This window comes from Serratia sp. HNCC26DJ244 (genome assembly GCF_057180565.1).
Genome location: NZ_JBXUGO010000006.1, coordinates 15,205 through 37,174, shown reverse-complemented (window position 1 = coordinate 37,174; position 21,970 = coordinate 15,205). Strand labels below are relative to the sequence as shown.

18 protein-coding genes and 1 riboswitch are annotated in these 21,970 nt (G+C 49.6%); of the genes, 8 read left to right on the top strand and 10 right to left on the bottom strand.

The window, feature by feature from the left end:
• Positions 1-301: 301 nt before the first annotated feature.
• The 3 genes from malE to malG all read left to right on the top strand — a co-directional run bounded on the left by malE (position 302) and on the right by malG (position 4,090).
• Complete coding sequence (gene malE, locus AC2A06_RS06860) at positions 302-1,498, top strand: maltose/maltodextrin ABC transporter substrate-binding protein MalE (RefSeq protein WP_484379808.1); 1,197 nt, start codon at positions 302-304, stop codon at positions 1,496-1,498.
• A 111-nt stretch (positions 1,499-1,609) separates the two neighbouring features.
• Complete coding sequence (malF, locus tag AC2A06_RS06855) at positions 1,610-3,187, top strand: maltose ABC transporter permease MalF (protein WP_037384207.1); 1,578 nt, start codon at positions 1,610-1,612, stop codon at positions 3,185-3,187.
• Between the two features lie 12 nt (positions 3,188-3,199).
• Entirely contained in the window at positions 3,200-4,090 is an 891-nt protein-coding gene (gene malG / locus AC2A06_RS06850; RefSeq protein ID WP_023491084.1) for a maltose ABC transporter permease MalG, read from the top strand.
• A 597-nt stretch (positions 4,091-4,687) separates the two neighbouring features.
• Here the strand turns inward: malG and AC2A06_RS06845 are convergent.
• The 6 genes from AC2A06_RS06845 to pgi all read right to left on the bottom strand — a co-directional run bounded on the left by AC2A06_RS06845 (position 4,688) and on the right by pgi (position 11,038).
• Positions 4,688-6,778, bottom strand: coding sequence for a YjbH domain-containing protein (locus tag AC2A06_RS06845; protein WP_484379807.1), 2,091 nt, complete (start codon positions 6,776-6,778; stop codon positions 4,688-4,690).
• Entirely contained in the window at positions 6,778-7,533 is a 756-nt protein-coding gene (locus tag AC2A06_RS06840) for a capsule biosynthesis GfcC D2 domain-containing protein (RefSeq protein ID WP_473196638.1), read from the bottom strand. Before AC2A06_RS06840 ends, AC2A06_RS06845 begins: the two co-directional genes overlap by 1 nt.
• The gene (locus AC2A06_RS06835; protein WP_051791117.1) at positions 7,517-8,221 is read right to left on the bottom strand and encodes a YjbF family lipoprotein; all 705 of its coding nucleotides are present in this window, start codon (positions 8,219-8,221) and stop codon (positions 7,517-7,519) included. Before AC2A06_RS06835 ends, AC2A06_RS06840 begins: the two co-directional genes overlap by 17 nt.
• A gap of 199 nt (positions 8,222-8,420) precedes the next feature.
• The gene (locus AC2A06_RS06830; RefSeq protein WP_484379806.1) at positions 8,421-8,636 is read right to left on the bottom strand and encodes a hypothetical protein; all 216 of its coding nucleotides are present in this window, start codon (positions 8,634-8,636) and stop codon (positions 8,421-8,423) included.
• A gap of 249 nt (positions 8,637-8,885) precedes the next feature.
• On the bottom strand, positions 8,886-9,176 hold the full coding sequence (locus tag AC2A06_RS06825) for a hypothetical protein (RefSeq protein ID WP_484379805.1): 291 nt from the start codon (positions 9,174-9,176) through the stop codon (positions 8,886-8,888).
• A 215-nt stretch (positions 9,177-9,391) separates the two neighbouring features.
• Entirely contained in the window at positions 9,392-11,038 is a 1,647-nt protein-coding gene (gene pgi / locus AC2A06_RS06820; protein WP_484379804.1) for a glucose-6-phosphate isomerase, read from the bottom strand.
• Between the two features lie 611 nt (positions 11,039-11,649).
• On the opposite strand from pgi, the gene AC2A06_RS06815 reads away from it, so the two are divergent.
• From AC2A06_RS06815 to AC2A06_RS06795, 5 genes are all read left to right on the top strand, one after another.
• Positions 11,650-12,246, top strand: coding sequence for a hypothetical protein (locus AC2A06_RS06815; RefSeq protein WP_484379803.1), 597 nt, complete (start codon positions 11,650-11,652; stop codon positions 12,244-12,246).
• 486 nt (positions 12,247-12,732) lie between these two features.
• Positions 12,733-12,845, top strand: a riboswitch (Lysine riboswitch).
• A gap of 358 nt (positions 12,846-13,203) precedes the next feature.
• Positions 13,204-14,571: a lysine-sensitive aspartokinase 3 gene (lysC, locus tag AC2A06_RS06810; RefSeq protein WP_484379802.1), complete on the top strand. Its 1,368-nt coding sequence runs from the start codon at positions 13,204-13,206 to the stop codon at positions 14,569-14,571.
• A 178-nt stretch (positions 14,572-14,749) separates the two neighbouring features.
• Positions 14,750-15,670, top strand: coding sequence for a ketopantoate/pantoate/pantothenate transporter PanS (gene panS, locus AC2A06_RS06805; RefSeq protein WP_023490210.1), 921 nt, complete (start codon positions 14,750-14,752; stop codon positions 15,668-15,670).
• Between the two features lie 148 nt (positions 15,671-15,818).
• Complete coding sequence (locus AC2A06_RS06800) at positions 15,819-17,072, top strand: FAD-dependent oxidoreductase (protein ID WP_484379801.1); 1,254 nt, start codon at positions 15,819-15,821, stop codon at positions 17,070-17,072.
• Positions 17,069-17,356, top strand: coding sequence for a ferredoxin family protein (locus AC2A06_RS06795; protein ID WP_484379800.1), 288 nt, complete (start codon positions 17,069-17,071; stop codon positions 17,354-17,356). Before AC2A06_RS06800 ends, AC2A06_RS06795 begins: the two co-directional genes overlap by 4 nt.
• Here AC2A06_RS06795 and AC2A06_RS06790 read toward each other — a convergent pair.
• From AC2A06_RS06790 to AC2A06_RS06775, 4 genes are read right to left on the bottom strand one after another with little or no spacing between them, the layout of a single operon-like run.
• Positions 17,353-18,291, bottom strand: coding sequence for an electron transfer flavoprotein subunit alpha/FixB family protein (locus tag AC2A06_RS06790; protein WP_484379799.1), 939 nt, complete (start codon positions 18,289-18,291; stop codon positions 17,353-17,355). The two genes, AC2A06_RS06795 and AC2A06_RS06790, sit on opposite strands and share 4 nt — an antisense overlap.
• Positions 18,288-19,094 (bottom strand): electron transfer flavoprotein subunit beta/FixA family protein, encoded by an 807-nt coding sequence (locus AC2A06_RS06785; protein ID WP_484379798.1) that lies wholly within the window; start codon positions 19,092-19,094, stop codon positions 18,288-18,290. The genes AC2A06_RS06790 and AC2A06_RS06785 overlap by 4 nt, the downstream gene beginning before the upstream one ends.
• A gap of 16 nt (positions 19,095-19,110) precedes the next feature.
• Positions 19,111-20,445, bottom strand: coding sequence for an MFS transporter (locus tag AC2A06_RS06780; protein ID WP_484379797.1), 1,335 nt, complete (start codon positions 20,443-20,445; stop codon positions 19,111-19,113).
• 54 nt (positions 20,446-20,499) lie between these two features.
• Positions 20,500-21,954 carry an FAD-binding oxidoreductase gene (locus tag AC2A06_RS06775; RefSeq protein ID WP_023490204.1) on the bottom strand — a complete coding sequence of 485 codons (1,455 nt, stop codon included), beginning with the start codon at positions 21,952-21,954 and terminating at the stop codon, positions 20,500-20,502.
• Positions 21,955-21,970 lie beyond the last annotated feature (16 nt).

Sequence of the window (21,970 nt, the reverse complement as noted above, 5' to 3'; positions counted from 1 at the left end):
AAGGGTAATCATCCGTAACAGAATTTTTCATGGGGGAGGAGATAGGAGGATGAGAAAAACACATTGTATAACTTAAGTGGACGACACCCGAACACTATGTGATCTGCGTAGCAAAAATCATCGCTACTTTTTGTGCTGGTCACCACAGAACCCGCGACTTTGCTAGCGGGATCACACTACGTAAGCCAAGGGCGTAGAAGGGGGGAGGATGAGGAGTTGTCGCATTGTGTCTCACTATAAGCACCAAACCGCTCTCCTTAATTGCACATTGCAATCGTATTGCTCACAAAAGGATTGGACTATGAACTCAACCATGACAACAACGTTACGTACACTGACCCTTTCGGCCTTAACCACTCTGGTGCTCTCCGCCTCTGCGTTTGCCAAGATCGAAGAAGGCAAACTGGTTATCTGGATCAACGGCGATAAAGGTTATAACGGCTTGGCCGAGGTGGGTAAAAAGTTTGAGAAAGATACCGGCATCAAAGTCACCATTGAGCACCCGGACAAACTGGAAGAGAAATTCCCGCAGGTTGCCGCAACCGGTGACGGTCCAGACATTATCTTCTGGGCTCATGACCGTTTTGGTGGCTATGCGCAGTCAGGTTTATTGGCAGAGGTACACCCGTCCAAAGATTTCCAAGACAAGATCTATCCGTTCACTTGGGATGCAGTTCGTTTTAACGGCAAGCTGATTGGTTATCCCATTGCAGTTGAAGCGCTGTCGTTAATCTATAACAAAGACCTGATCAAAGAAGCCCCGAAAACCTGGGAAGAGATCCCGGCCTTGGACAAAGATCTACGCACCAAAGGCAAGAGCGCCATCATGTGGAATCTGCAAGAACCCTACTTCACTTGGCCAATTATCTCTGCCAATGGCGGCTATGCCTTCAAATTTGCCGATGGCAAATTCGATATTAAAGATGTGGGCGTCGCTAATGCCGGCTCACAGGCCGGTTTACAGTTTATCGTCGATCTGGTGAAGAATAAGCACATCAACGCCGACACTGATTACTCCATCGCCGAAGCCGCCTTCAACAAAGGCCAGACCGCCATGACCATTAATGGACCTTGGGCCTGGAACAACATTGAGCAGAGTAAAATCAATTATGGCGTCACTCTGTTACCAAGCTTCCAAGGTAAGCCATCTAAGCCATTCACCGGTGTGCTGACCGCAGGCATTAACAGCGCTAGTCCAAACAAAGAGTTGGCTACCGAGTTTTTGGAAAACTATCTGTTGACCGATGAAGGTCTGGCTAATGTTAACAAAGACAAACCGCTGGGTGCTGTAGCACTGAAATCCTTCCAGGAGCAATTAGCAAAAGACCCAAGGATCGCAGCAACCATGCAGAACGCGCAAAACGGCGAAATCATGCCAAACATCCCACAGATGAGCACCTTCTGGTATGCGATGCGTAGCGCCGTTATCAACGCCATTACTGGGCGCCAGACAGTGAAAGCCGCACTGGAAGACGCTCGCACCCGTATCATCAAGTAAGACTCTGGCAGCCGCGGGCCATGGTGCCCGCCGTTGCCTTGCTGTGTGGGGTGCCAGCGGTACCCCGTCGTTATCTAGTTATCTAGTCATCTCCCTGACAAGGAACGCCCTATGCAATTCGCTCACGCTGGCTCGCCCGCGCGAAAAAAATCGAAGTGGTGGCAGAGTGAAAGTCTGAAATGGCTATTTGTTGGCCTTTTCAGTCTACTGACCTGTTATCTGATTGTGTTGATGTATGCGCAGGGGGAATACCTATTCGCTATTCTGACGCTGGTATTGATCAGTTCTGGGCTCTATGTCTTTGCCAATCGCCGAGCCTATGCCTGGCGTTACGTCTATCCGGGTGTCGCTGGTATGGGGTTGTTCGTCCTATTCCCGCTCATCTGTACCATCGCCATCGCGTTTACCAACTACAGCAGTAGCAACCAGTTAACCTTTGAGCGTGCACAATCGGTATTGCTACAGCGCCAATTCCAAACCGGTAAAACCTTTGGTTTTGAGCTCTACCCTGCGGCTGATCAACAGTGGCGACTGCGCCTCACGGCACCTGATAGTGAACAGCGGCTGATTTCCGACCCCTTCACTCTCGGTGGCAATCAACCGCAAACGCTCAAGCTGACCGTAGAAAACGAGCAACCTGCAGGTGAGCGCGCGACATTACGCATTATTACCCAAAACCGCGAAACACTCAGCCAGATTGTCGCCTCTCTACCGGATGGTGGCGAATTACGCATGAGTTCGCTACGCCAGTTCTCGGCGACCAGCCCGCTGTATACCTTGGGCAAAGATGGCGAGACACTGACGGATAATCAAACCCAGATTCAATATCGACCTAACTCGGAAATTGGCTTCTATCAGGCCATCGACGCCGATGGGCAGTGGGCCAGTGCCACCCTCAGCCCTGGTTATACCGTCACCATCGGTTGGAAAAATTTCCTACGCGTTCTCAACGATGAAGGGATCCAGAAACCGTTTGTCTCGATCTTTGTCTGGACCATTATTTTCTCGGTAATGACGGTCATCTTTACCGTTGCTGTTGGCATGGTGTTAGCCTGCGTGGTGCAGTGGGAAGCGCTGAAAGGCAAAGCTGCCTATCGAGTATTACTGATCCTGCCCTATGCGGTACCCTCATTTATTTCTATTTTGATTTTTAAGGGGTTGTTTAACCAGAGCTTCGGTGAAATCAACTTGATGCTCAATGCACTGTTTGGCATCAAACCTTCCTGGTTTACCGATCCCTTTACCGCTAAAAGCATGATTCTGATCGTCAATACCTGGCTGGGTTACCCCTATATGATGATCTTATGTATGGGGTTATTAAAAGCGATCCCCGATGACCTCTACGAGGCCTCGGCGATGGATGGTGCCACTCCCATGCAGAACTTTTTCCGCATCACACTGCCATTGTTGATCAAGCCATTGACACCACTGATGATTGCTAGTTTTGCCTTCAACTTTAATAACTTTGTACTGATACAACTGTTGACCCGTGGCGGGCCAGATATGATCGGCACCACAACACCTGCTGGTTATACCGACCTGCTGGTAAGTTACACCTACCGTATCGCATTTGAAGGAGGAGGAGGACAGGACTTCGGTCTGGCGGCAGCCATCGCCACACTGATCTTCCTGTTAGTGGGTGCTCTGGCGCTGCTGAACTTGAAAGCCAGCAAAATGAACTTTGACTAAGGGAGAATAATCATGGCCATGGTACAACCCAAATCCCAGCGTGTACGCCTGTGGATCACCCATCTTCTGATGTTAAGTTTTATTGCTTTGATCATGTTCCCGTTGCTGATGGTGATAGCGATATCACTACGCTCTGGTAACTATGCAACGGGCAGCCTGATCCCGGATCAAATCTCTTGGGATCACTGGCGGCTGGCATTGGGCATGAGTGTCACCCAGGCCGATGGCAGCGTCACCCCACCGCCGTTCCCGGTGCTGCTGTGGCTATGGAACTCGGTGAAAATCGCCGTCATTACCGCCATAGGTATTGTGTCGCTCTCGACAACCTGCGCCTATGCCTTTGCTCGTATGCGTTTTCGCGGTAAGAGTACGCTGCTAAAAAGTATGCTGATTTTTCAGATGTTCCCGGCTGTTCTGTCGCTGGTGGCGTTATATGCTCTGTTTGATCGCTTGGGGCAATATCTGCCCTTTATCGGCCTCAATACCCATGGCGGGGTGATTTTTGCTTATATGGGGGGTATTGCACTCCACGTTTGGACCATTAAAGGCTACTTCGAAACCATTGATGGTTCATTGGAAGAGGCAGCCTCATTGGATGGCGCCACACCATGGCAAGCGTTTCGCTTAGTGTTGCTACCGCTTTCGGTGCCGATTCTGGCGGTGGTGTTTATTCTGTCGTTTATCGCGGCGATAACCGAAGTGCCGGTTGCCTCGTTACTGTTGCGCGATGTGGATAGTTACACCTTAGCGGTAGGTATGCAGCAATATCTGAACCCACAAAACTACCTGTGGGGCGACTTCGCGGCGGCGGCGGTGTTATCAGCCATTCCTATTACTGCGGTATTCCTGTTAGCTCAGCGCTGGTTGGTGGGTGGCCTGACAGCTGGGGGGGTGAAAGGGTAATAACTGACGGGCTTGGCTAAGCCAAGCCTGATAGTTATTGTGTTTTGTGTCTACTGTAATTCGTTTGTTGTACTTTGCGGTTATACCAAAAGTAATTCGATTTGCTTGTAGCTTGTGGGTAGCAAAGACGAAAGTCCTCAGTCACATCATCTTTTATGTGACTGGTACGAGCGGATGTAGCCAGCAGCTAAGCAATTTGAAGTATGGCGGGTATATCTGATCCATACCTGTGTCTTGGGCGGCCAGCGCTGGGCCGCCATTTTTATGTTAGCCATTTCAAACTGAACTCCCCCAAATAATTCAAGTTGCCTAAAACACTTGTTGAGGCTGAAATACCCGAGTATGCCCATTCATCCTCATCGCATTGTACCCAAGCCCAATGAGTTGCAGGACCACGCCTATTATTAGGGAAAGAGTATTGCACTGTTCCCCCACCTCTCTGCCTCCTTACCAAGGGAGGAGCTAAAGTGTGTGCTGAGCATAGACAGGGGTTATCTGATGCCTTTAAAGGGTCACGGGTAAATGCTCAAGTTCATTAGTGACAAGCATAGAGATTGGGGGATTAAACAATCCCCCAGTTTGGCAAGTAAACCGTAGTTAGCGGAAGCGAACATCCCGATCGGATGTCAGACCATACAATGAATATTTCCGATTCAACATCTGCCCACCATCGCGAGTAAGCGGAGTCCACCCAACCTTTGCACGGTTGCGGGAAGGTGACGTCGTCATCAACTCCAACGGGACAGAAATGTAGAAGCCCTTGGTAAATGAACCTTCACCATATTCTTCCCGTGTAGCGTCAGTGAACGTTGCATAAACGCCAGCCACAATACCGCTATCAAAACGTTTAGCCAGATCGAGGGTGACACCTTTATCTTTCGCCAGATACTGGCCCACGCTCACCGACACCAATACATCATCTGCAAAAGGAGGTTTCCAGTAACCGGTGACATGCCCAGTAACAACATCATAATCAGTGAAACGCATCATATCGTCCCAATCACGCTGTTTCACCCAGTTGGCATTAACCGCTACTGCCCAATCCGTATCAAGTGGGCGATATAATATTTCCGCACCGACACCACCGAACATACTTTCCAAATAGCCGCCATAAACCTGACCATAGACCCCCTCCCCAAAGAACTGGAAATAATTGGCTTGGAGATCGTTAAGGTACACATCGTTTTGAACGTACTCGCGAATATGAGTACGAACTCGCGGTAGTAGGGAATCAGAAGGCGGTTCCGTGTAGTTGAATCTGCCGTAGTTATTCGCCAAGTTAGCAAACACGCTGCCACTGGTTAATAGATGGTCTGTCGCCCACCAACTGGCACTACCCGTCACCCCAATCTGGTACAGATAGAATGATTCTGCACCGCCTATCGATTGAGTTAACGTCGGAGAAAGACCAAAACTTAGCCTTTCGTCATCAATACGATAGCCTTGCTCAGTATTTTCCGGTACTAACGGCTCAATACGTTTTTGTTGCAAGGTTTGTTCGTACCCCAGTGGATAACCTTCCAACTGTGCACGTAAACTGTTCACATCTGTCTTAGTTGTTACTTGGGGTAAATTATACCGGGTCTCAGTCACCGCCAGCGTATCAACACCTTCTGGCAGGTGATTCATCAGAATAATATTGGCACGCTCAACCCCATCTTCGCTGTAACGATATTTGGACTGCGTCCCTGTCATATACAGCGTATGGTCTTTTAACTGAATATTCGGTGATGAAAAACCGGCATTATCTTCAAGTTCAGTTAGCTGGTTCGACACCACATCCAGTTGCAACTCCCTGCCTTGAGGTTGAGGTTGATAGTCTGGTTTTGGCTGATCAAGGTGCGTAGGTTTTAATTCATTAAAGTTAGTACGTAAGGTAAACCCAGCCATAAAGGTATTACCACGTTCGTAACTGATATTCACATCAGCCCAGTCTGTAATGCGATAAACTGCGCCAAAATTGAATTTACTGTCCTGTCTGAGCCTACCGGCAAAATCGCCCTGATAATCGTTGCCTTCATATTCCAACTTTAGGCGTAGTGGTTGCCAAGGGGTTTGATATTCCACACCGCCAAAAATCGCAGCAGGCCCGCGGAAAGACTCACCGAGGTCGACTGTTCCCCCATTCGTCGTATGCACATCGTTACGCGTACAAAAACGGTCGCTAGCATCACAGAAGGGATTACGGATATTACCACTGTTACCCAAATAGCCCCATCCCACACCCAAAGTAAAATCCAGCGGTCCCCAGCCTTTACTGCCTACTAGGTATTCACCATCAAACAACCCAGTGCCCCCAATATCACGTACGCCAACAGCCACCTCGGGTAACCAATATCCCTCTTCCCATAAACGTAATTTCACATCAAAAGACTTGTCTTTATAGGTTTGGTCGCCACTGAACGAAGGATCATTACTGTATTTGCGTGTACGTACATCGGTGTAACGAAGGGTGGTTTCTAACCAAGGCATCGGTTGAATGGAAATCGAATAAAAGCGGTATTGGTCATTATCACGGTAGTTAAAACTGAATTCCCCCTCTTTTGCCATGCGCGCAGTTGGGGTTTGCAACAAACCAGCACCACCGAAATCCGTCTGAGAGGGCCCCAAAGGGGCTGGATATGAAGCCGCCTGACACACGTTCGTGACAGAGAGCGCAACCAAGCTAAGTAAGTAACGTTTTTTCATCAGTCTGGGATCCGGTGCGTCAATAACGAAATGACTTGTTCGTTGATGTCTGTAAAATCGTCAGGCAATGCGGAAACAGCAATCCCTAAAAATAACAGACTGCCTGGCGTCAATTCATGATGTCGCTGGTTCCAGTACGCAATGGGGACAGACTGCACCTCACCCTGAGGAGTGATAATCCAGGCGATATTACGTTCAGCGCCGTCAAGAAGCTGAAAACCTGCCAAATACTCACTGACCTCTTTTCCTGGTAAAAAATCACGTTTACCATGCGGAGCCAATGCGCCGAATAACCTTACGTTGTGCGGCTCTGCGACAATGTAAAGCTGATAGTCTCCCGACAAGCGGCGATCAAACTCTGGATTAAGCCGAATCACATCAGGATCGAGTGGAACCAACTGGCGGCCAACAACGCTAAGCTCAGCAAGTTGTGAACGCACACTGTCCACTGTTGCCGCTAAGGAAGTATCATTCCTCTGCCGCAGAACTGAGCTCAGAGCCGCCAAACGAGCCAACAGTTGTTGTTGTTTTTGTTGTTGCCGTTGAGTCGCATTTTGTTCTGCGATCACTGCTCCTGGCCACCAAATGTTACCTTTCAGTGCTGGGTTATCGACCACCAAGCCATCTAGCGTGAGCACATTTTTGAGAACCACAGACTCCTTGTCAGGATAAAAAATGGTTATCCGACTTTCTGCATAAGCAGAGTTCAACAAGAGGACCATAATCCCCAAAAGCAGATTAAATTTTTTCATCATGCCTCTGCTTCAGTATTGTAATTTCAATCGGGAAATAATCCGCACCCATAAACTGCTCTGATTTCACAACCATGCCCGTTTGCGGATCCAGCCAAAAACGGTTCACCCAACTTTTCCCCAAATCATCAATACGTACCGTTTCTTCAATGAAATGGTAATGCTGGCGCTTACCGCCAATGACAAGAGGTTTATCTTCTAATCGATGAAATATGGACTCAGCATGACCAGAACGAACCTGATTTTCTTCAGTCCAAGTGAGCAGATATGACCAGCGAGCACCATCCACCAATCGCTGTGGGTCAGCCAAAGGGTCCAGATCCAAATTTGACACGCTGAGTAAATTATCCTTCCACCCTAGCGTTTTCACCACCCGCCCGTGTCTTAACACCATCAGTGTACGATCCTGACTCACCCATTTCTCTTCACCGTTTTCGAACGCTCCTAGTACCATCACAATCTGGAGTTCATTATCAATACGGACATAAGCACTGGGGGTGGTGAGGTTTTGAATTTCTTGGTCAGTTAATTCAACATCTGACGACTCAAACAATAAATGATAAATAGTATCATTAACGTCTTTTTGAGCTGACGAACAGCCCTGAAGGGATAGGAATAGGGGTATGATTAAAAAAGATAAATAGCGCAATTGAGCAATCTCAGCACGTAGATAAAAAAAGAATAACCGCACTATTCCACTGGTACCCGAAGCACCGGCAGATATATTGACTGATTTTAGGGGCTGCTCTTTAAAAAAGTACCATCAGAAAAATTGAAATCACTCTCTGAAGATTACTCCAAGCAAACCATGATATTAACCAACCCCTAGGACTCAACTGACTATCTGCCACAACAGGTACTGTGGCGATAGGCGGTTATTCTTTTACGATTTATTGAGTTCTGGTAGTAGTAGAAGTAGACGAACCCTCATTTTCATCATCGTCATGCAATGCAACTAGCTCAGCTGCTACCACGACGGCAACCACACCGGTCCCAACAGCAACCGCCTTACCCTTCGCCCCGAGGACAATAAAAGGAGCCCCCCAAGAATTAGAAGCCCCGAGCAAAGTAAGTGCGACTAATGCCGAACAGAAAATCTTTTTCATAAATAACCTCTTATAGTAAGTAATAAATCAAGTGATTGAACAACACTTTCTTAAACTTACAGTATCCCTTAGAACTTGTAACAATCATGACGAAGTAAAACTCATCAATGAATCGCACAATTAATATCCTACAGCTTAAAAGGAAAAGGGTATAGCTGATAGACGCAAGTTTTCTATAGAAAAATAGACAATAAAATCAAATATCGCCAGGAAATCAAGAAAAAAGTAGAGTAATTGAGAATATTTTTTCTACCAAGATAGGCTAATAAGCATAGGCATCCACACGGATTGGTCAAAAAATAGGCTAACAATCCAGGTTAGCTCTTTGAGCTCATCCGCCGTGTAGGTGCTCATCACCTCCTGCATTTGCATAAACAGGTATAACCCAACCAGCCGCGCCTTTGGCAGCTCGGCCGTCGTGTGCGCTTCCGATTTTCGTTGCTGAGCAACCTGCGCTTCACCGACAAACAGAAACCCCTGCTTCCCCCTGATTGACACTAGGCCAATCAACCTCGTGGCCAGGCCGCGCGCGACTTGCACTCCCCTTTTATGCTGTCCGTCGTACAGCAAAATACGTACAACTTGTGTAAATACCTATGCATATCGGTTACTTTTTCGCACGGAGTCATAGACTCGTCACCAATTAAGTTGTAGCACCATTGGCTACAAGTAGTGGCCTCTTCCCTGAGGCTCACCCTGCAGACCTGTAAAAGCGCTGTTCCTGCAACTTCATTGAACCTGGGGCTACATCATGATCAACGCCACGCTTTAAAACGGTTGATCAGGCCATTGGTGGAACTATCGTGGCTGACAACCGCTTCGTTCCCTGCCAGTTCAGGCAGAATACGATTAGCCAGTTGTTTACCCAACTCCACACCCCATTGGTCAAAGGTAAAGATGTTGAGGATGATGCCTTGGGTGAAGATCTTGTGCTCATATAAAGCAATCAGACTACCCAGGCTGAATGGCGTGATCTCACGCAGCAGCAGGGAGTTGGTGGGGCGATTACCTTCAAAGACCTTGAATGGTGCAACATGCTTGACCTCTTCCGGCGTTTTACCCTGAGCGGCAAATTCTGCCTCAACCACTTCCAGAGACTTACCAAACGCCAGTGCTTCGGTTTGAGCAAAGAAGTTAGACAACAATTTAGCGTGGTGATCACTTAATGGATTATGGCTGATGGCCGGAGCGATAAAGTCACAAGGAACCAGTTTGGTACCCTGATGGATCAACTGGTAGAAAGCATGCTGACCATTGGTGCCAGGCTCCCCCCAAATAATCGGGCCAGTCTGGTAGCTGACCGGGTTACCGTTACGGTCAACATATTTACCGTTCGACTCCATATTGCCCTGTTGGAAATAGGCCGCAAAACGGTGCATATACTGGTCATAAGGCAGGATCGCTTCGGTTTCCGCACCAAAGAAGTTGTTGTACCAGATACCAATCAGTGCCAACAACACCGGCAGATTTTTCTCTGCGGGGGTTTGGGCAAAGTGTTGGTCCATTTCATGGGCACCCGTCAACAACTGTTCAAAATGGTCAAAACCCAGAGATAACGCGATAGGTAAACCGATCGCTGACCATAGAGAATAACGTCCGCCGACCCAGTCCCAAAATTCGAACATGTTATTGGTATCAATGCCAAACTCTGCGACCGCTTTACCGTTGGTGGACAGCGCCGCAAAGTGTTTAGCCACATGCTGCTGATCACCGGCACTATTCAGGAACCAGTCACGCGCACTATGGGCGTTGGTCATGGTTTCCTGGGTGGTGAAGGTTTTTGACGCCACCAGGAACAGCGTGGTTGCCGGGTCAAGGTGTTTGAGTGTTTCGGCAATATGGGTGCCATCCACATTGGAAACAAAATGCATATTCAGATGGTTTTTATACGGACGCAGCGCCTCCGTGACCATATAAGGGCCAAGGTCCGACCCACCAATACCGATGTTAACCACATCAGTAATCGGCTTACCGGTATAACCTTTCCAGTCACCGCCAATCACCCGCGCACAAAACTGCTTCATTTTGGCCAGCACTGTATTCACTTCTGGCATCACATCTTTGCCATCCACCAGAATTGGGGTATTGCTACGGTTGCGCAAGGCAATGTGCAACACGGCACGATTCTCGGTACGGTTGATTTTCTCACCCGCAAACATCGACTTGATCGCCCCTTGCAGGTCCGTTTCTTGCGCCAGTGCCTGCAGTTTTTCCATGGTTTCGGCGGTGATGCGGTTCTTGGAATAATCCACCAGCATCTGATCCTTGAAGGTGGCAGAGAACTTGGCGAAACGCTCACTATCCTGAGCAAACAGGTCGCAGATCTGAACATCTTTCATTTGTTCAAAATGTTGCTGCAGGGTCTGCCAAGCAGCGGTTTGACTAGGATTGATATTTTTCATGGCAACGCTCTTATGCTTGAGAATAAATAGGAAATTATTGACCGATTGTAGCCTGTTCCCAAGGGATTATGATCTCTTTTCTTGCGATCAATGCCACTCTCCATTCCCCATGACTAACGTTCTTACCTTTCTGCAACATTCCTTGATATATGAACTAACCGGAACCAAAGCATTACTGGTTCAACTGTAGAGTGTGGGTCCTTTGGCGTTGCCACATCAAGCATTGAAGGACCAAGCTATCTGAAGGGACATTTGGCTGATCCGAGTATTATTCCCGGTGAAGGCTTTGGCCTCGAGGCATCGATTGTCGCGGCAACAATCTATCTGACAGTTGGCATTTATACCCTAGATAATTTGAGTTGCTTGTAGGCAGCAATAGAGAGAATCCCAATGAGCTTACAGTAGTAAGTGATTCGGGTGAACGACAAATCCACATGGAGCGGATTTGAACGCTGCTGGCGGCGGCCCCGTGAGGGGCGAGTCTCATGGATGAGACGAGTAACAGCAGCTAACACCCGAGCAACTTGAAGGACAACGGGTATATTTGCTTTTTATGACAGAGAAATAATATATTGCTGACCTCTTGGCAGCTCACCCTGAGGAGACAAATTTTGGACTCAGATCTTCTAAAAATAATTCTGCCTGCAACAACGACGATCCTTACGCCGTTGATTATTTACATAATCTCAAGGTTTTCGAATCGCGAGAAAGACAAGATGAGCGCCTTCATCAGCCGTGCCGATTTTTTGAAAAAAATAATCGAGCTACAACAAAATTGTGAGGCTCTCGAAGAGACCATGGTGAAATCCATCATCCAGGCTGAGATCAATTTATTGTTCAGAGAAATTGATCCGGAGCTCCAAAGAATGGATGCAGAGTCGAATCTGATGGACGACGCCATCAATGCTTTTAAGCGAACGCCTCTTTGGCGACGATTGATGTTTTTTTATAAACAAAATTCAGCCCTTGGCTGGGTCATAACGATAGCCCATAATTGCTTATTGCTGGTATTCCTTATGATTTTGACAGGGGGAACAGTCACCATGGATCCAGGCGAGCAGTTTAGTTTGATCGATTTGGTTGGCGTGGTGATGTTGATATTGAGCACCTTTCTTTTCCTGTTTTATATATTGCATTTTTTCTCCAGAAAGGTCTGGATTGCGACCTATATGAAAAAAAATGAGTCCAGCGATAATCAGGACTCATAACATAAGTGCCGATAACTACAGCAGAAGAGATAACTATCAACGCTGCTGTGGTTGTTTTTTTATCTATTTCATAATTATTTTTATCAGGCTGCCTATCGTTACCGCCATTACTTTATGGGCAGTAATTTATATGTTTTTTATTGGTTCTCTATGTTGCCAGACAAAGGGCTTTTAATGGTCATGTTAATTTAATACTGTGATTTTTTTAATAAACAGTTTAATGAGAAATACACTTCAGGTTAAAACTGCGCTCACTATAAAAAATGGCCGTGATGCAGATTGATTAATAATGGTAAATAGTGAGATACCAGCCGATGATTTTATCGTGATTAAGTCATCTTCGGTATGCTTCATTCGGTTGAACAGGGCCGTTACCGGCCCGGCTCGATTTTAAACACAAAATAGCAGTCAACCAGGTTGCCTCTACCCGTTGACAACAGCGCATAAACCCGTTATTCCTAATAGCCTACTTGCGCACCCGGTGTGCAAGCCAGAAGAGGCGCGTCGCCCAGGTAAAGTGTCTGAGGAGCCATCATCCGATGACGGCACTGGAGGGGGAGCGACGCCGAGGCGTGATGATATCCAGGTTTATCGGATCATTACCCAAGTTCAATGAAGATGCAGGTAGGCGGCAAGAGAGTGAATCCCTAGGAGCATAGATAACTATGTAACTAGGGTAAACAAGCGCAGCCAACACCCCTGTAGCGTCATTGGCGATGGGTATAACGGCAACCATCACGTCGGCTACAGGGGCTGAATCCCCTGAGTTGTCACCGTGGGCCACCTTAATCAAGTGGTCAGCAAGGTGGAGCGCTTCTGGGTGTATCGTAGTTTTTACCTCTACGCCTGCTCCCTGTTTACCGCTCTTACCTTGTGCCAAGGCTATGGAAATAAGTTGCCAGCAATACCCATTCAGGAACCTGGGTATGAAATGGCATCCCTGACACGAGGTTTTAAATGAATCAACCTGTTTCGCAAAATGCAACTGTCGTAGCAAAATTCGGCGGTACCAGTGTGGCTGATTTCGACGCCATGAATCGCAGTGCCGACCTGGTATTGGCCAATCCTGATGTGCGTTTGGTCGTGCTTTCCGCCTCAGCTGGAATTACCAATCTGCTGGTGGCACTGGCGGAAGGCTGTGACACCGAAAAGCGTATCAGCAAACTCGATGAAATCCGCCGTATTCAGTACGCCATTCTTGAGCGTCTCGAAAACCCAGCGGTGATCCGCAGTGAAATTGATAACATGCTGGAAAACATTACCATGCTGTCAGAAGCCGCTGCGCTGGCAACCTCCCCGGCACTGACCGATGAATTGGTCAGTCACGGCGAATTGATGTCCACCCTGTTATTTGTTGAAATTCTGCGCAACCGCAAGGCCCAGGCTGAATGGTTTGATGTGCGTAAAGTGATGCGTACCGATGACAATTTTGGTCGCGCGGCCCCCGATAGCACTGCACTGACCGAATTGGTACAAACCCAGTTAAGACCGCGTCTGCAACAAGCGCTGGTGGTCACCCAAGGTTTTATCGGCAGCGAAGCCAAAGGCAGAACCACTACCTTAGGCCGTGGCGGCAGTGACTACACGGCAGCCTTGTTGGGTGAAGCATTAAATGTTGCTCGGGTGGATATCTGGACCGATGTCCCCGGCATCTACACCACGGATCCTCGTGTGGTCCCCGCAGCCAAACGCATCGATAAAATCACCTTTGAAGAAGCAGCGGAAATGGCCACCTTCGGGGCAAAAATATTACATCCAGCCACTTTGCTCCCTGCGGTACGCAGCGATATTCCGGTATTTGTCGGCTCGAGCAAAGATCCCGCAGCCGGTGGTACTCTGGTCTGTAATACCACGGAAAACCCGCCGCTGTTTCGTGCGTTGGCATTACGCCGTAAGCAGACGCTACTGACACTTCACAGTCTGAATATGCTGCACGCCCGTGGGTTCCTGGCGGAAGTGTTCAATATTCTGGCCCGTCACAAAATCTCGGTCGACCTGATCACCACCTCAGAAGTGAGTGTGGCTTTAACCATGGATACCACCGGTTCCACCACCACCGGCGGCAGCCTGTTGACCACCTCTTTGCTCACTGAGCTTTCCTCGCTGTGCCGGGTGGAAGTCGAAGAGGATCTGGCACTGGTTGCCTTGATCGGCAACAAGCTTTCCCAAGCCTGTGGCGTGGGTAAAGAGGTATTCGGTGTACTGGAGCCGTTCAATATCCGTATGATCTGCTATGGCGCCAGCAGCTTTAACCTCTGTTTCCTGGTACCGGGTAACGATGCTGAACAGGTGGTCCGCACGCTGCATCATAATTTATTCGAGTAACAAACTGCGGGTTGATACCCGGTCTTATAGTCTCACTCATTCGAGTGGCAAGAAAACGCAGGGTATTTAGCCAGCGCTTCCTGCCACTTGAATAGCGCGATACGCTGCCCCTTGCAGCTAGAAAGGCGATAGGTATAGGCTGTTAATCCCTCGCTAAATATTAAGGACAATCCCAACCATGCTAACCAAGATCACTCGCCTATTCCCACTCTGGGCGGTACTGCTTTCGATTGCCGCCTACTACTCCCCGACAACCTTTACCGGTATCAGCCCCTATATCAGCCCGTTGCTGATGTTGATCATGTTTGCCATGGGGGTCACTTTGCGTCTGGATGATTTCAAACGTGTACTCTCTCGCCCTGGCCCGGTGGCGGCGGGGATCTTCCTGCACTATCTGATTATGCCGCTAGCCGCCTGGCTGCTGGCCATGCTGTTCCAGATGCCGCCAGACCTCTCTGCGGGCATGGTGCTGGTGGGTAGCGTCGCCAGTGGTACCGCCTCCAATGTGATGATCTATCTGTCCAAAGGTGATGTTGCCCTTTCTGTCACCATTTCGGCGGTGTCCACCCTGGTGGGTGTCTTTGCCACCCCATTGCTGACACGCTTGTATGTGGATGCCGCCATCACTGTCGATATTATGGGAATGCTGTTGAGTATCCTGCAAATTGTGGTGATCCCAATCGGATTGGGGCTGATTATTCACCATACTTGCGGCAAGATCGTCAAACGTGTTGAACCCTACCTCCCGGCTTTATCGATGGTCTGCATTGTAGCTATCATCAGCGCCGTTGTAGCGGGTAGCCAAAGCCATATCGCTTCTGTAGGGATGGTGGTGATTATCGCGGTGATCCTGCATAACGGCATCGGGCTATTGAGTGGTTATTGGGGTGGGAAATTGTTCGGATTCGACGAATCTACCTGCCGTACACTGGCCATTGAAGTGGGAATGCAAAACTCCGGCTTGGCGGCAACCTTGGGCAAGATATATTTCTCTCCACTGGCAGCACTGCCTGGTGCTCTCTTCTCGGTATGGCACAATCTTTCCGGTTCACTACTGGCAGGCTACTGGTCAGGTCGCCCCATCAAGAAGAAAGATTAGTCATTCGGTAACCTCAGGCTGCCGCGGTCAGCAGCAGCCTTAACCCATCTGGCCGTCAGGCAACCGCGTAAAAACTGTGCAGAATCAATGAACGTCAGAGGGTTAATGTTATCCTCAATGGTGCCCCTGTTCTGGAGAAAGCACATCCATGGAACATCCTGATTTTGATGTCATTATCGTTGGTGGTGGCATTGCTGGTTGCACCACCGCCCTGTGGCTGGCACGCGCAGGCATTAATACCCTGTTGCTGGAACGTGGCACTCAAGCTGGCAGTAAAAACGTCAGCGGTGGCCGGTTGTATACCTATGCGTTAGCGCAGATGCTACCTGACTTTATTGCCACTGCACCATTAGAACGCTGCATCACCCAAGAAAAACTGTCCCTGCTGAATGGGGATAGCGCAGTAACGCTGGATTATCACCATAATTTACCTTGTTCTTACAGTGTATTACGCGCCCGCTTTGACCCTTGGTTGATGGAGCAAGCACAAGCGGCAGGCGCACAATGCCTGACCGGTACCCTGGTTGATCAACTGATTGTGCAACAAGGCCAGGTGGTGGGCGTGATGGCCGCAGGTGAGGCACTTTATGCCAATACGGTGATCCTGGCGGAAGGGGCCAATACCCTACTCAGTGAACAGGCAGGGCTACAAGCCAAACCCGCCACCAGCACCCTAGCTATTGGGGTGAAAGAGGTACGGGCATTACCCCGTGCCCAGTTGGAAGAACGGTTTACGCTGGAAGATGACCAAGGTTGTGCCTGGTTATTCGCCGGTCAGCCGACGCAGGGCAAAGTGGGTGGCGGCTTTCTGTATACCAACCGCGACACGCTCTCTCTGGGGGTGGTATGTAATCTGTCCAGCCTGAGTAACAGCCGTATCGCTTTGCCGCACATGCTGCAGCAGTTCAAACAACACCCAGTCATGCGCCCCTTGTTGAAAAATAGCGAACTGTGCGAATACAGTGCTCACTTGATCCCCGAAGGGGGCCTGGACAGCATCCCGCCCCTGTGTGGCCCGGGCTACCTGGTGGTGGGTGATGCCGCTCGCTTATGTATCAACACCGGTCATACTGTGCGTGGTATGGATCTGGCTATGCTATCAGCACAAGCCGCCGCAGAGACATTGATTGCCCGGCAAGCCCTCCAGCATTACCCGCAGCGGTTACAGCAAAGTGCGCTTTGGGCATTAATTCGGCAATATCGCCGCCTGCCGGAACTGATGCTACGCTCCCCCCACTGGTTCAACCGCTATCCTCAATTGGCTGCCGATGTGCTGCAAGAGATGTTTCAAGTCAATGGCCATGCCCCAACACCGTTGCACAAGTTATTGTGGCGTCATGCACGCCGTATCGGCCTGAGGCAATTACTGAAAGATACCGTTAATGGGATACGCAGTTTATGAATAAGCCTGACTTAAGCCATAACTACTATCACCATAACTACTATCAGGTAGATAATGCAAATCCGCATATTGTTCTGGCGGATGCGCAACAGGGTGACATCTTGCGGCAGTTAGTGATCGCCTGCCCGGCTGGGTTGTACCAGCTCCAAGCGGACGGTAGCTTGTATTTCGACGTGCAGGGTTGTCTGGAGTGTGGAACCTGCCGCCTGCTGGGGGGTGCAGAGACCTTCGCCCATTGGCGCTATCCAACTGACGGTAAAGGCATCGAGTTCCGCTTCGGTTAAAGCTGCTTGGCCAATTCCTCCAACACCGCATTCATGTCGGCAACAATCCCCACATCAGCTTGGGCGAAAATCGCCGCCTGCGGATCCTGATTAATCGCCACGATCAACTTGCTGTGGCGAATACCCATGGCAAATGCCGGTGCACCGGATACCCCTGCGGCAATGCAGACTTCTGGGGCGATAATGGCACCCGACATACCCAGCAAGCGATCCATTTCGCACCAGGCATTCATCACCACCGGTCGGCTAGCCGCCAATTCAGCCCCCAAACGCGTCGCCAACTGCTGTAAATAAAGCACATTCTGAGCATTACCCACCCCCTCGCCGATCGCCAGGACATAACGAGCCTGGTTAAGCGGTGAAACTTCCGGAGCTGGGGAATCACTGGATGCCAATAGCCATGATGCATCACAGATGCCCGTAGGATGAAACTGTTCAGCCAATATTGGGGCTGGCACGCTCCCGATACTGACGTTAGCACCACGAGCCACGCTCAGGCACCAGGGTTGCTGCATCATCGCCAATTCAGCAGCAAGATGGTTGTTATAAACCGCTTTCATTACCCGACATTCAGTGTCAGTAATTTGTGCTTGCTCGATATTGCCACATGCCGCCCCCGTAGTTCGGTAAGCCAAACGGGTTGCCAGTTCCTCCCCCTCATCACCGGCAAACAGCAATAATTGGGCGGTGAACGCCTGTTGCATCTGTTCCAGCACCATTAACCGTGCTTCCACCTGTCGCGGTGCCATGACCCAACGCACCTCTGTCACCTCCCCTGTCAGGCACGGTAAACTCTGTGGTGCCGTATGGCTAAATAACCACAATGCTACGGGTGAGGAGGACAGTTCGCTCAATTGCAGAAACTGATTGATTTGCGCCGCTTGCTGATAAAAATCAGGCGCGTCTGCATCTAACAGAATGGCGATTTTAATCATAATGACCACCGGGCAGTGAGATACTCCTGGCACAAGCGTTGTACCTTCTGCGCAACACTATCCCCCTCAATCACCACCCCGGCACGCCGATGTTCTATCGGTGTTAAACGGCATAGCTGCACATGACTTGTTGGTAATGCGGTTATCCCCAGTTCGCCTGGTGTTAAGCGAGAAACCTGCCGTTTAGCCGCCGCCAGCTTCTGCTTCAGTGTCGGCACACGTAATGCGCTGGCCTGCTGCGCATTACCGACCACCAACACCATCGGTGGCATCACCGTCATCACTTCCATGCCATAGGCGGTTTGCCGGGTAACCTGTAACGCGCCAGCCTCAGTTGCCGGAGCCAAATGACAAACACCAGTGATACAAGGCCAGTTGAGGTGCTCAGCCAATAACAGCGGTGTTTGGCCATTTTGGCCTTCTATGCTTTGCTTCCCCATGACAATCACCGACTGCGTAGCAATCTGTTGCTGATAAGCGGCAATCAGTGCCGCCACCGCCATGGAATTGAAGCGTAGATCCCACTCTGCCGGGGGAGTAATACGTACAGCTTGCTGATATTCCAGCGCCAACAGTTGTTTCAGCACCGGGTCGACGGTGGCGTCGGCTATCGTCAAGACGCTCAAATTGAGCGCCATTGCGTCACGCAGCATCAACACCATTTCGGCAGCACATTCGTCATAGCCACTCAACAGCCGCCGGATAAAACGCGTGTCGATCTGTAACTGTTCATCAGGCAGCCAGTCATGAGGGGGCAACATGCCAAGGTCAGGGGCAATATTAATTGCCAACAGCAGGTTCATCCGCTTCTCCTGTTGTTCAGTGAGCATTTAACGTTTTGACCGAAGAGGCTCCCACCAAGGTCATATCTTTGGTTTCCGGTGCCCACAATATTGATACCACCGCCCCGAGTACCAATATCCCAGTCAGGATCAACATGGTGCCCTGTAACCCTAATGAGAGCATCGACATCGGCAATAACGCGGTGCCAATCGCTGAGCCAAGGCGACTCATTGAGGTAGCAAAACCGACGCCCAGTGAACGGATATCCGTCGGGAAGCTTTCCGCCGGGAACACGCCAACCAGGTTACTGACGGCCGAAATGGTCAAGGTAAACAAAGCAAACAGCAGTAACATGGCACTCTGCCCCTGCGGCATAAACGCCAATACCCCGAGGCTCAATGCCAGGAGCCAAAACGAACCAATCAGGAAGCCGCGACGTGGTAGCCATTGGGTGAGAGCGATCCCCAGCAATGCCCCCACCATTAGCAGACCATTCAGTAGCAGGTCGGTAGCGAAATTATGGCTCTGCCCTAACAGGGTGAGGATCGACGGTAAGAAGGTATAAATGGCAAAGTAAGGGATAACCAGGCAGACGAAGAACAGGCTGTTAAACGCCGTACGCCGCCAGTAGCGTGGCGAAAATAGCGTGTGGATATGGCGTGCCGTCTCTACTGGAATTTCATCATTTAGTATCACATGTGGGCCAAAACAGCGGAGCACCACTTGGTGAGCTTGCGTTATCCGCCCCTTGCGCATCAACCAGCGGGGGGATTCTGGTGTGCCAATGCGTAACAGCATGATTAATAAAGCGGGAATCGCACTTGAGGCCAATAACCAACGCCAGGCATCTGGCCCCGGCTCAATCAAAAAATGGCTGACAAAGCCAGCAGCGACATAACCTAGCGTCCAGATCACACTAAATGACCCCAGCAAGATGCCGCGCTGTTTACGCGGAGCAAATTCCGCCAGCATAGTATGCCCCACGGCGTAATCCCCTCCCAGCCCCACCCCGACCAAGACTCGTAACCAGAACAGCTGTTCCGGCGTGGAGGCAAAAAACTGCATCACTGAAGCCAAGGTGATAATGACAAAGCTAAAGGTGAAAATCTTCTGGCGGCCAATATGATCAGAGATCCAGCCTAATATCAGGCTTCCCAGAAACAGACCTATCAGTGCCGAACTGCCAATCATACCTTCCCAAAACGGCGTTAAACCCATCTGCGGTTTAAGTTGGGCCAGCGCGAAGCCAATCACGCCCAGCACATAACCATCCGTAAGGTGAGCACCAAAAGTCAGCCCCGCTATTTTGCAATGAAAAGCGTTAAGCGGAATATCATCCATACGCACTTGTTGAGGTGGCCGTGGTGTCATCGTTCCCCCTATTCGAGCGCGAGAGGCCCGGCGAACCGGGCCCTAAAAGGATTTTTATTTTTCAATGGGATAGATAGTACCGGTATTCATAATACCATTAGGGTCGTACACCTCTTTCAGTGCCTTGAGGATGTAGTAAGCACTACCGTGTTCATCCTTGGTCCAGTGCACACGGTGTTTACCGATGCCATGGTGATGCACCATCGAACCGCCCAACTTGATAGTCTCCTCCACTATGATTTTATTCAATGGATTATGGTACTTGTCGATCTCTTCTTCCGGCTTGCAGTCCACCACGTTGTAGTCATACACAAAGTACATATTGGTACCGTTGATATAACTGTGTGATGAGTGGCCCCCCAACATAGTGATATCGTCCGCATGCGGAAACTCTTCACGAATACGGCGGAGCACATTTTCATAAATAGTGTTAATGCTGCCCCAATCACCAGAGACCTCGGTGGTGAAGCCCATGTTATTGGTCTTCATGATCTGCACGCGTTCTGCAGCCACTTTATCCGGCCCCCAATTCAGGTTGTTAAACCAGGTTTCGATTAGCTTGCTGTCGACTTTTTTGCACTCAGGATAGCGTTTGACGATCTCTTCAATGCCCGCCCCGGTGGCCTGCGCAATACCTTTTGCCCCTTCTGCCATAAAGATCAGAACACATTTACCATCAGCAAAATGGGTAAAGTGCTGGGTACCATCTTCAGCGTCATACAGGCGAGCAATGGAAGGGCGATAACCTTCTACCATCACTTCACGTAATATATTGAAACCGGTCTGCATATTGTCGAGGACGTAACCGTAGAACAGGTTATTTTCTGGCATATATTTGAAGATTTTCACCGTGACTTCGGTGATAAAGCACAGCGCACCTTCGTTACCGATAATCACATGGCGAATATCGGGCCCCGCCGCACGCCGTGGCACATTTTTAATCCGGGTAATGGTGCCATTCGGGAACACTGCTTCCAGCCCAACCACCATATCTTCAATTGCCCCATACAGCGTGGAGAACTGACCAATACTGCGGGTCGCAACCAGCCCACCCATCTGAGCTAATGGCTTGGACTGCGGGGAGTGACCGGTGGTGTAACCCTGAGCACGTAATTGATTTTCCAGCACTTCTAATGGAACACCACACTGCGCGGTGGCCTGCATATTACGGATATCAAGATTGATAACCTTATTCATCGCTGAGCCATCCAGCACTACCGTGTCTTTCACCACGGTTTCCAGCCCACCTTCGGTAGCCGAAGAACCGGTACGAGGTATGCCGTTGATACCGTGTTTATTCATAAACGCCAGTACATCGGATACTTGCTGGGTATTGGCCAATTTAACCACGGCAGCAGGCAGTGGCTGGGTAAATACACCGTGAATATCGGCATATTTCCGGAAACGGTCCACGCTATTTTTCTGCAGTACCTTTTCATCCGTAATAACGCGATCCGGACCAACAATTTCTTTCAACTGGACAACAATTTCTTCGCGAGATAGAGACATAATTAACCCTTCCTAA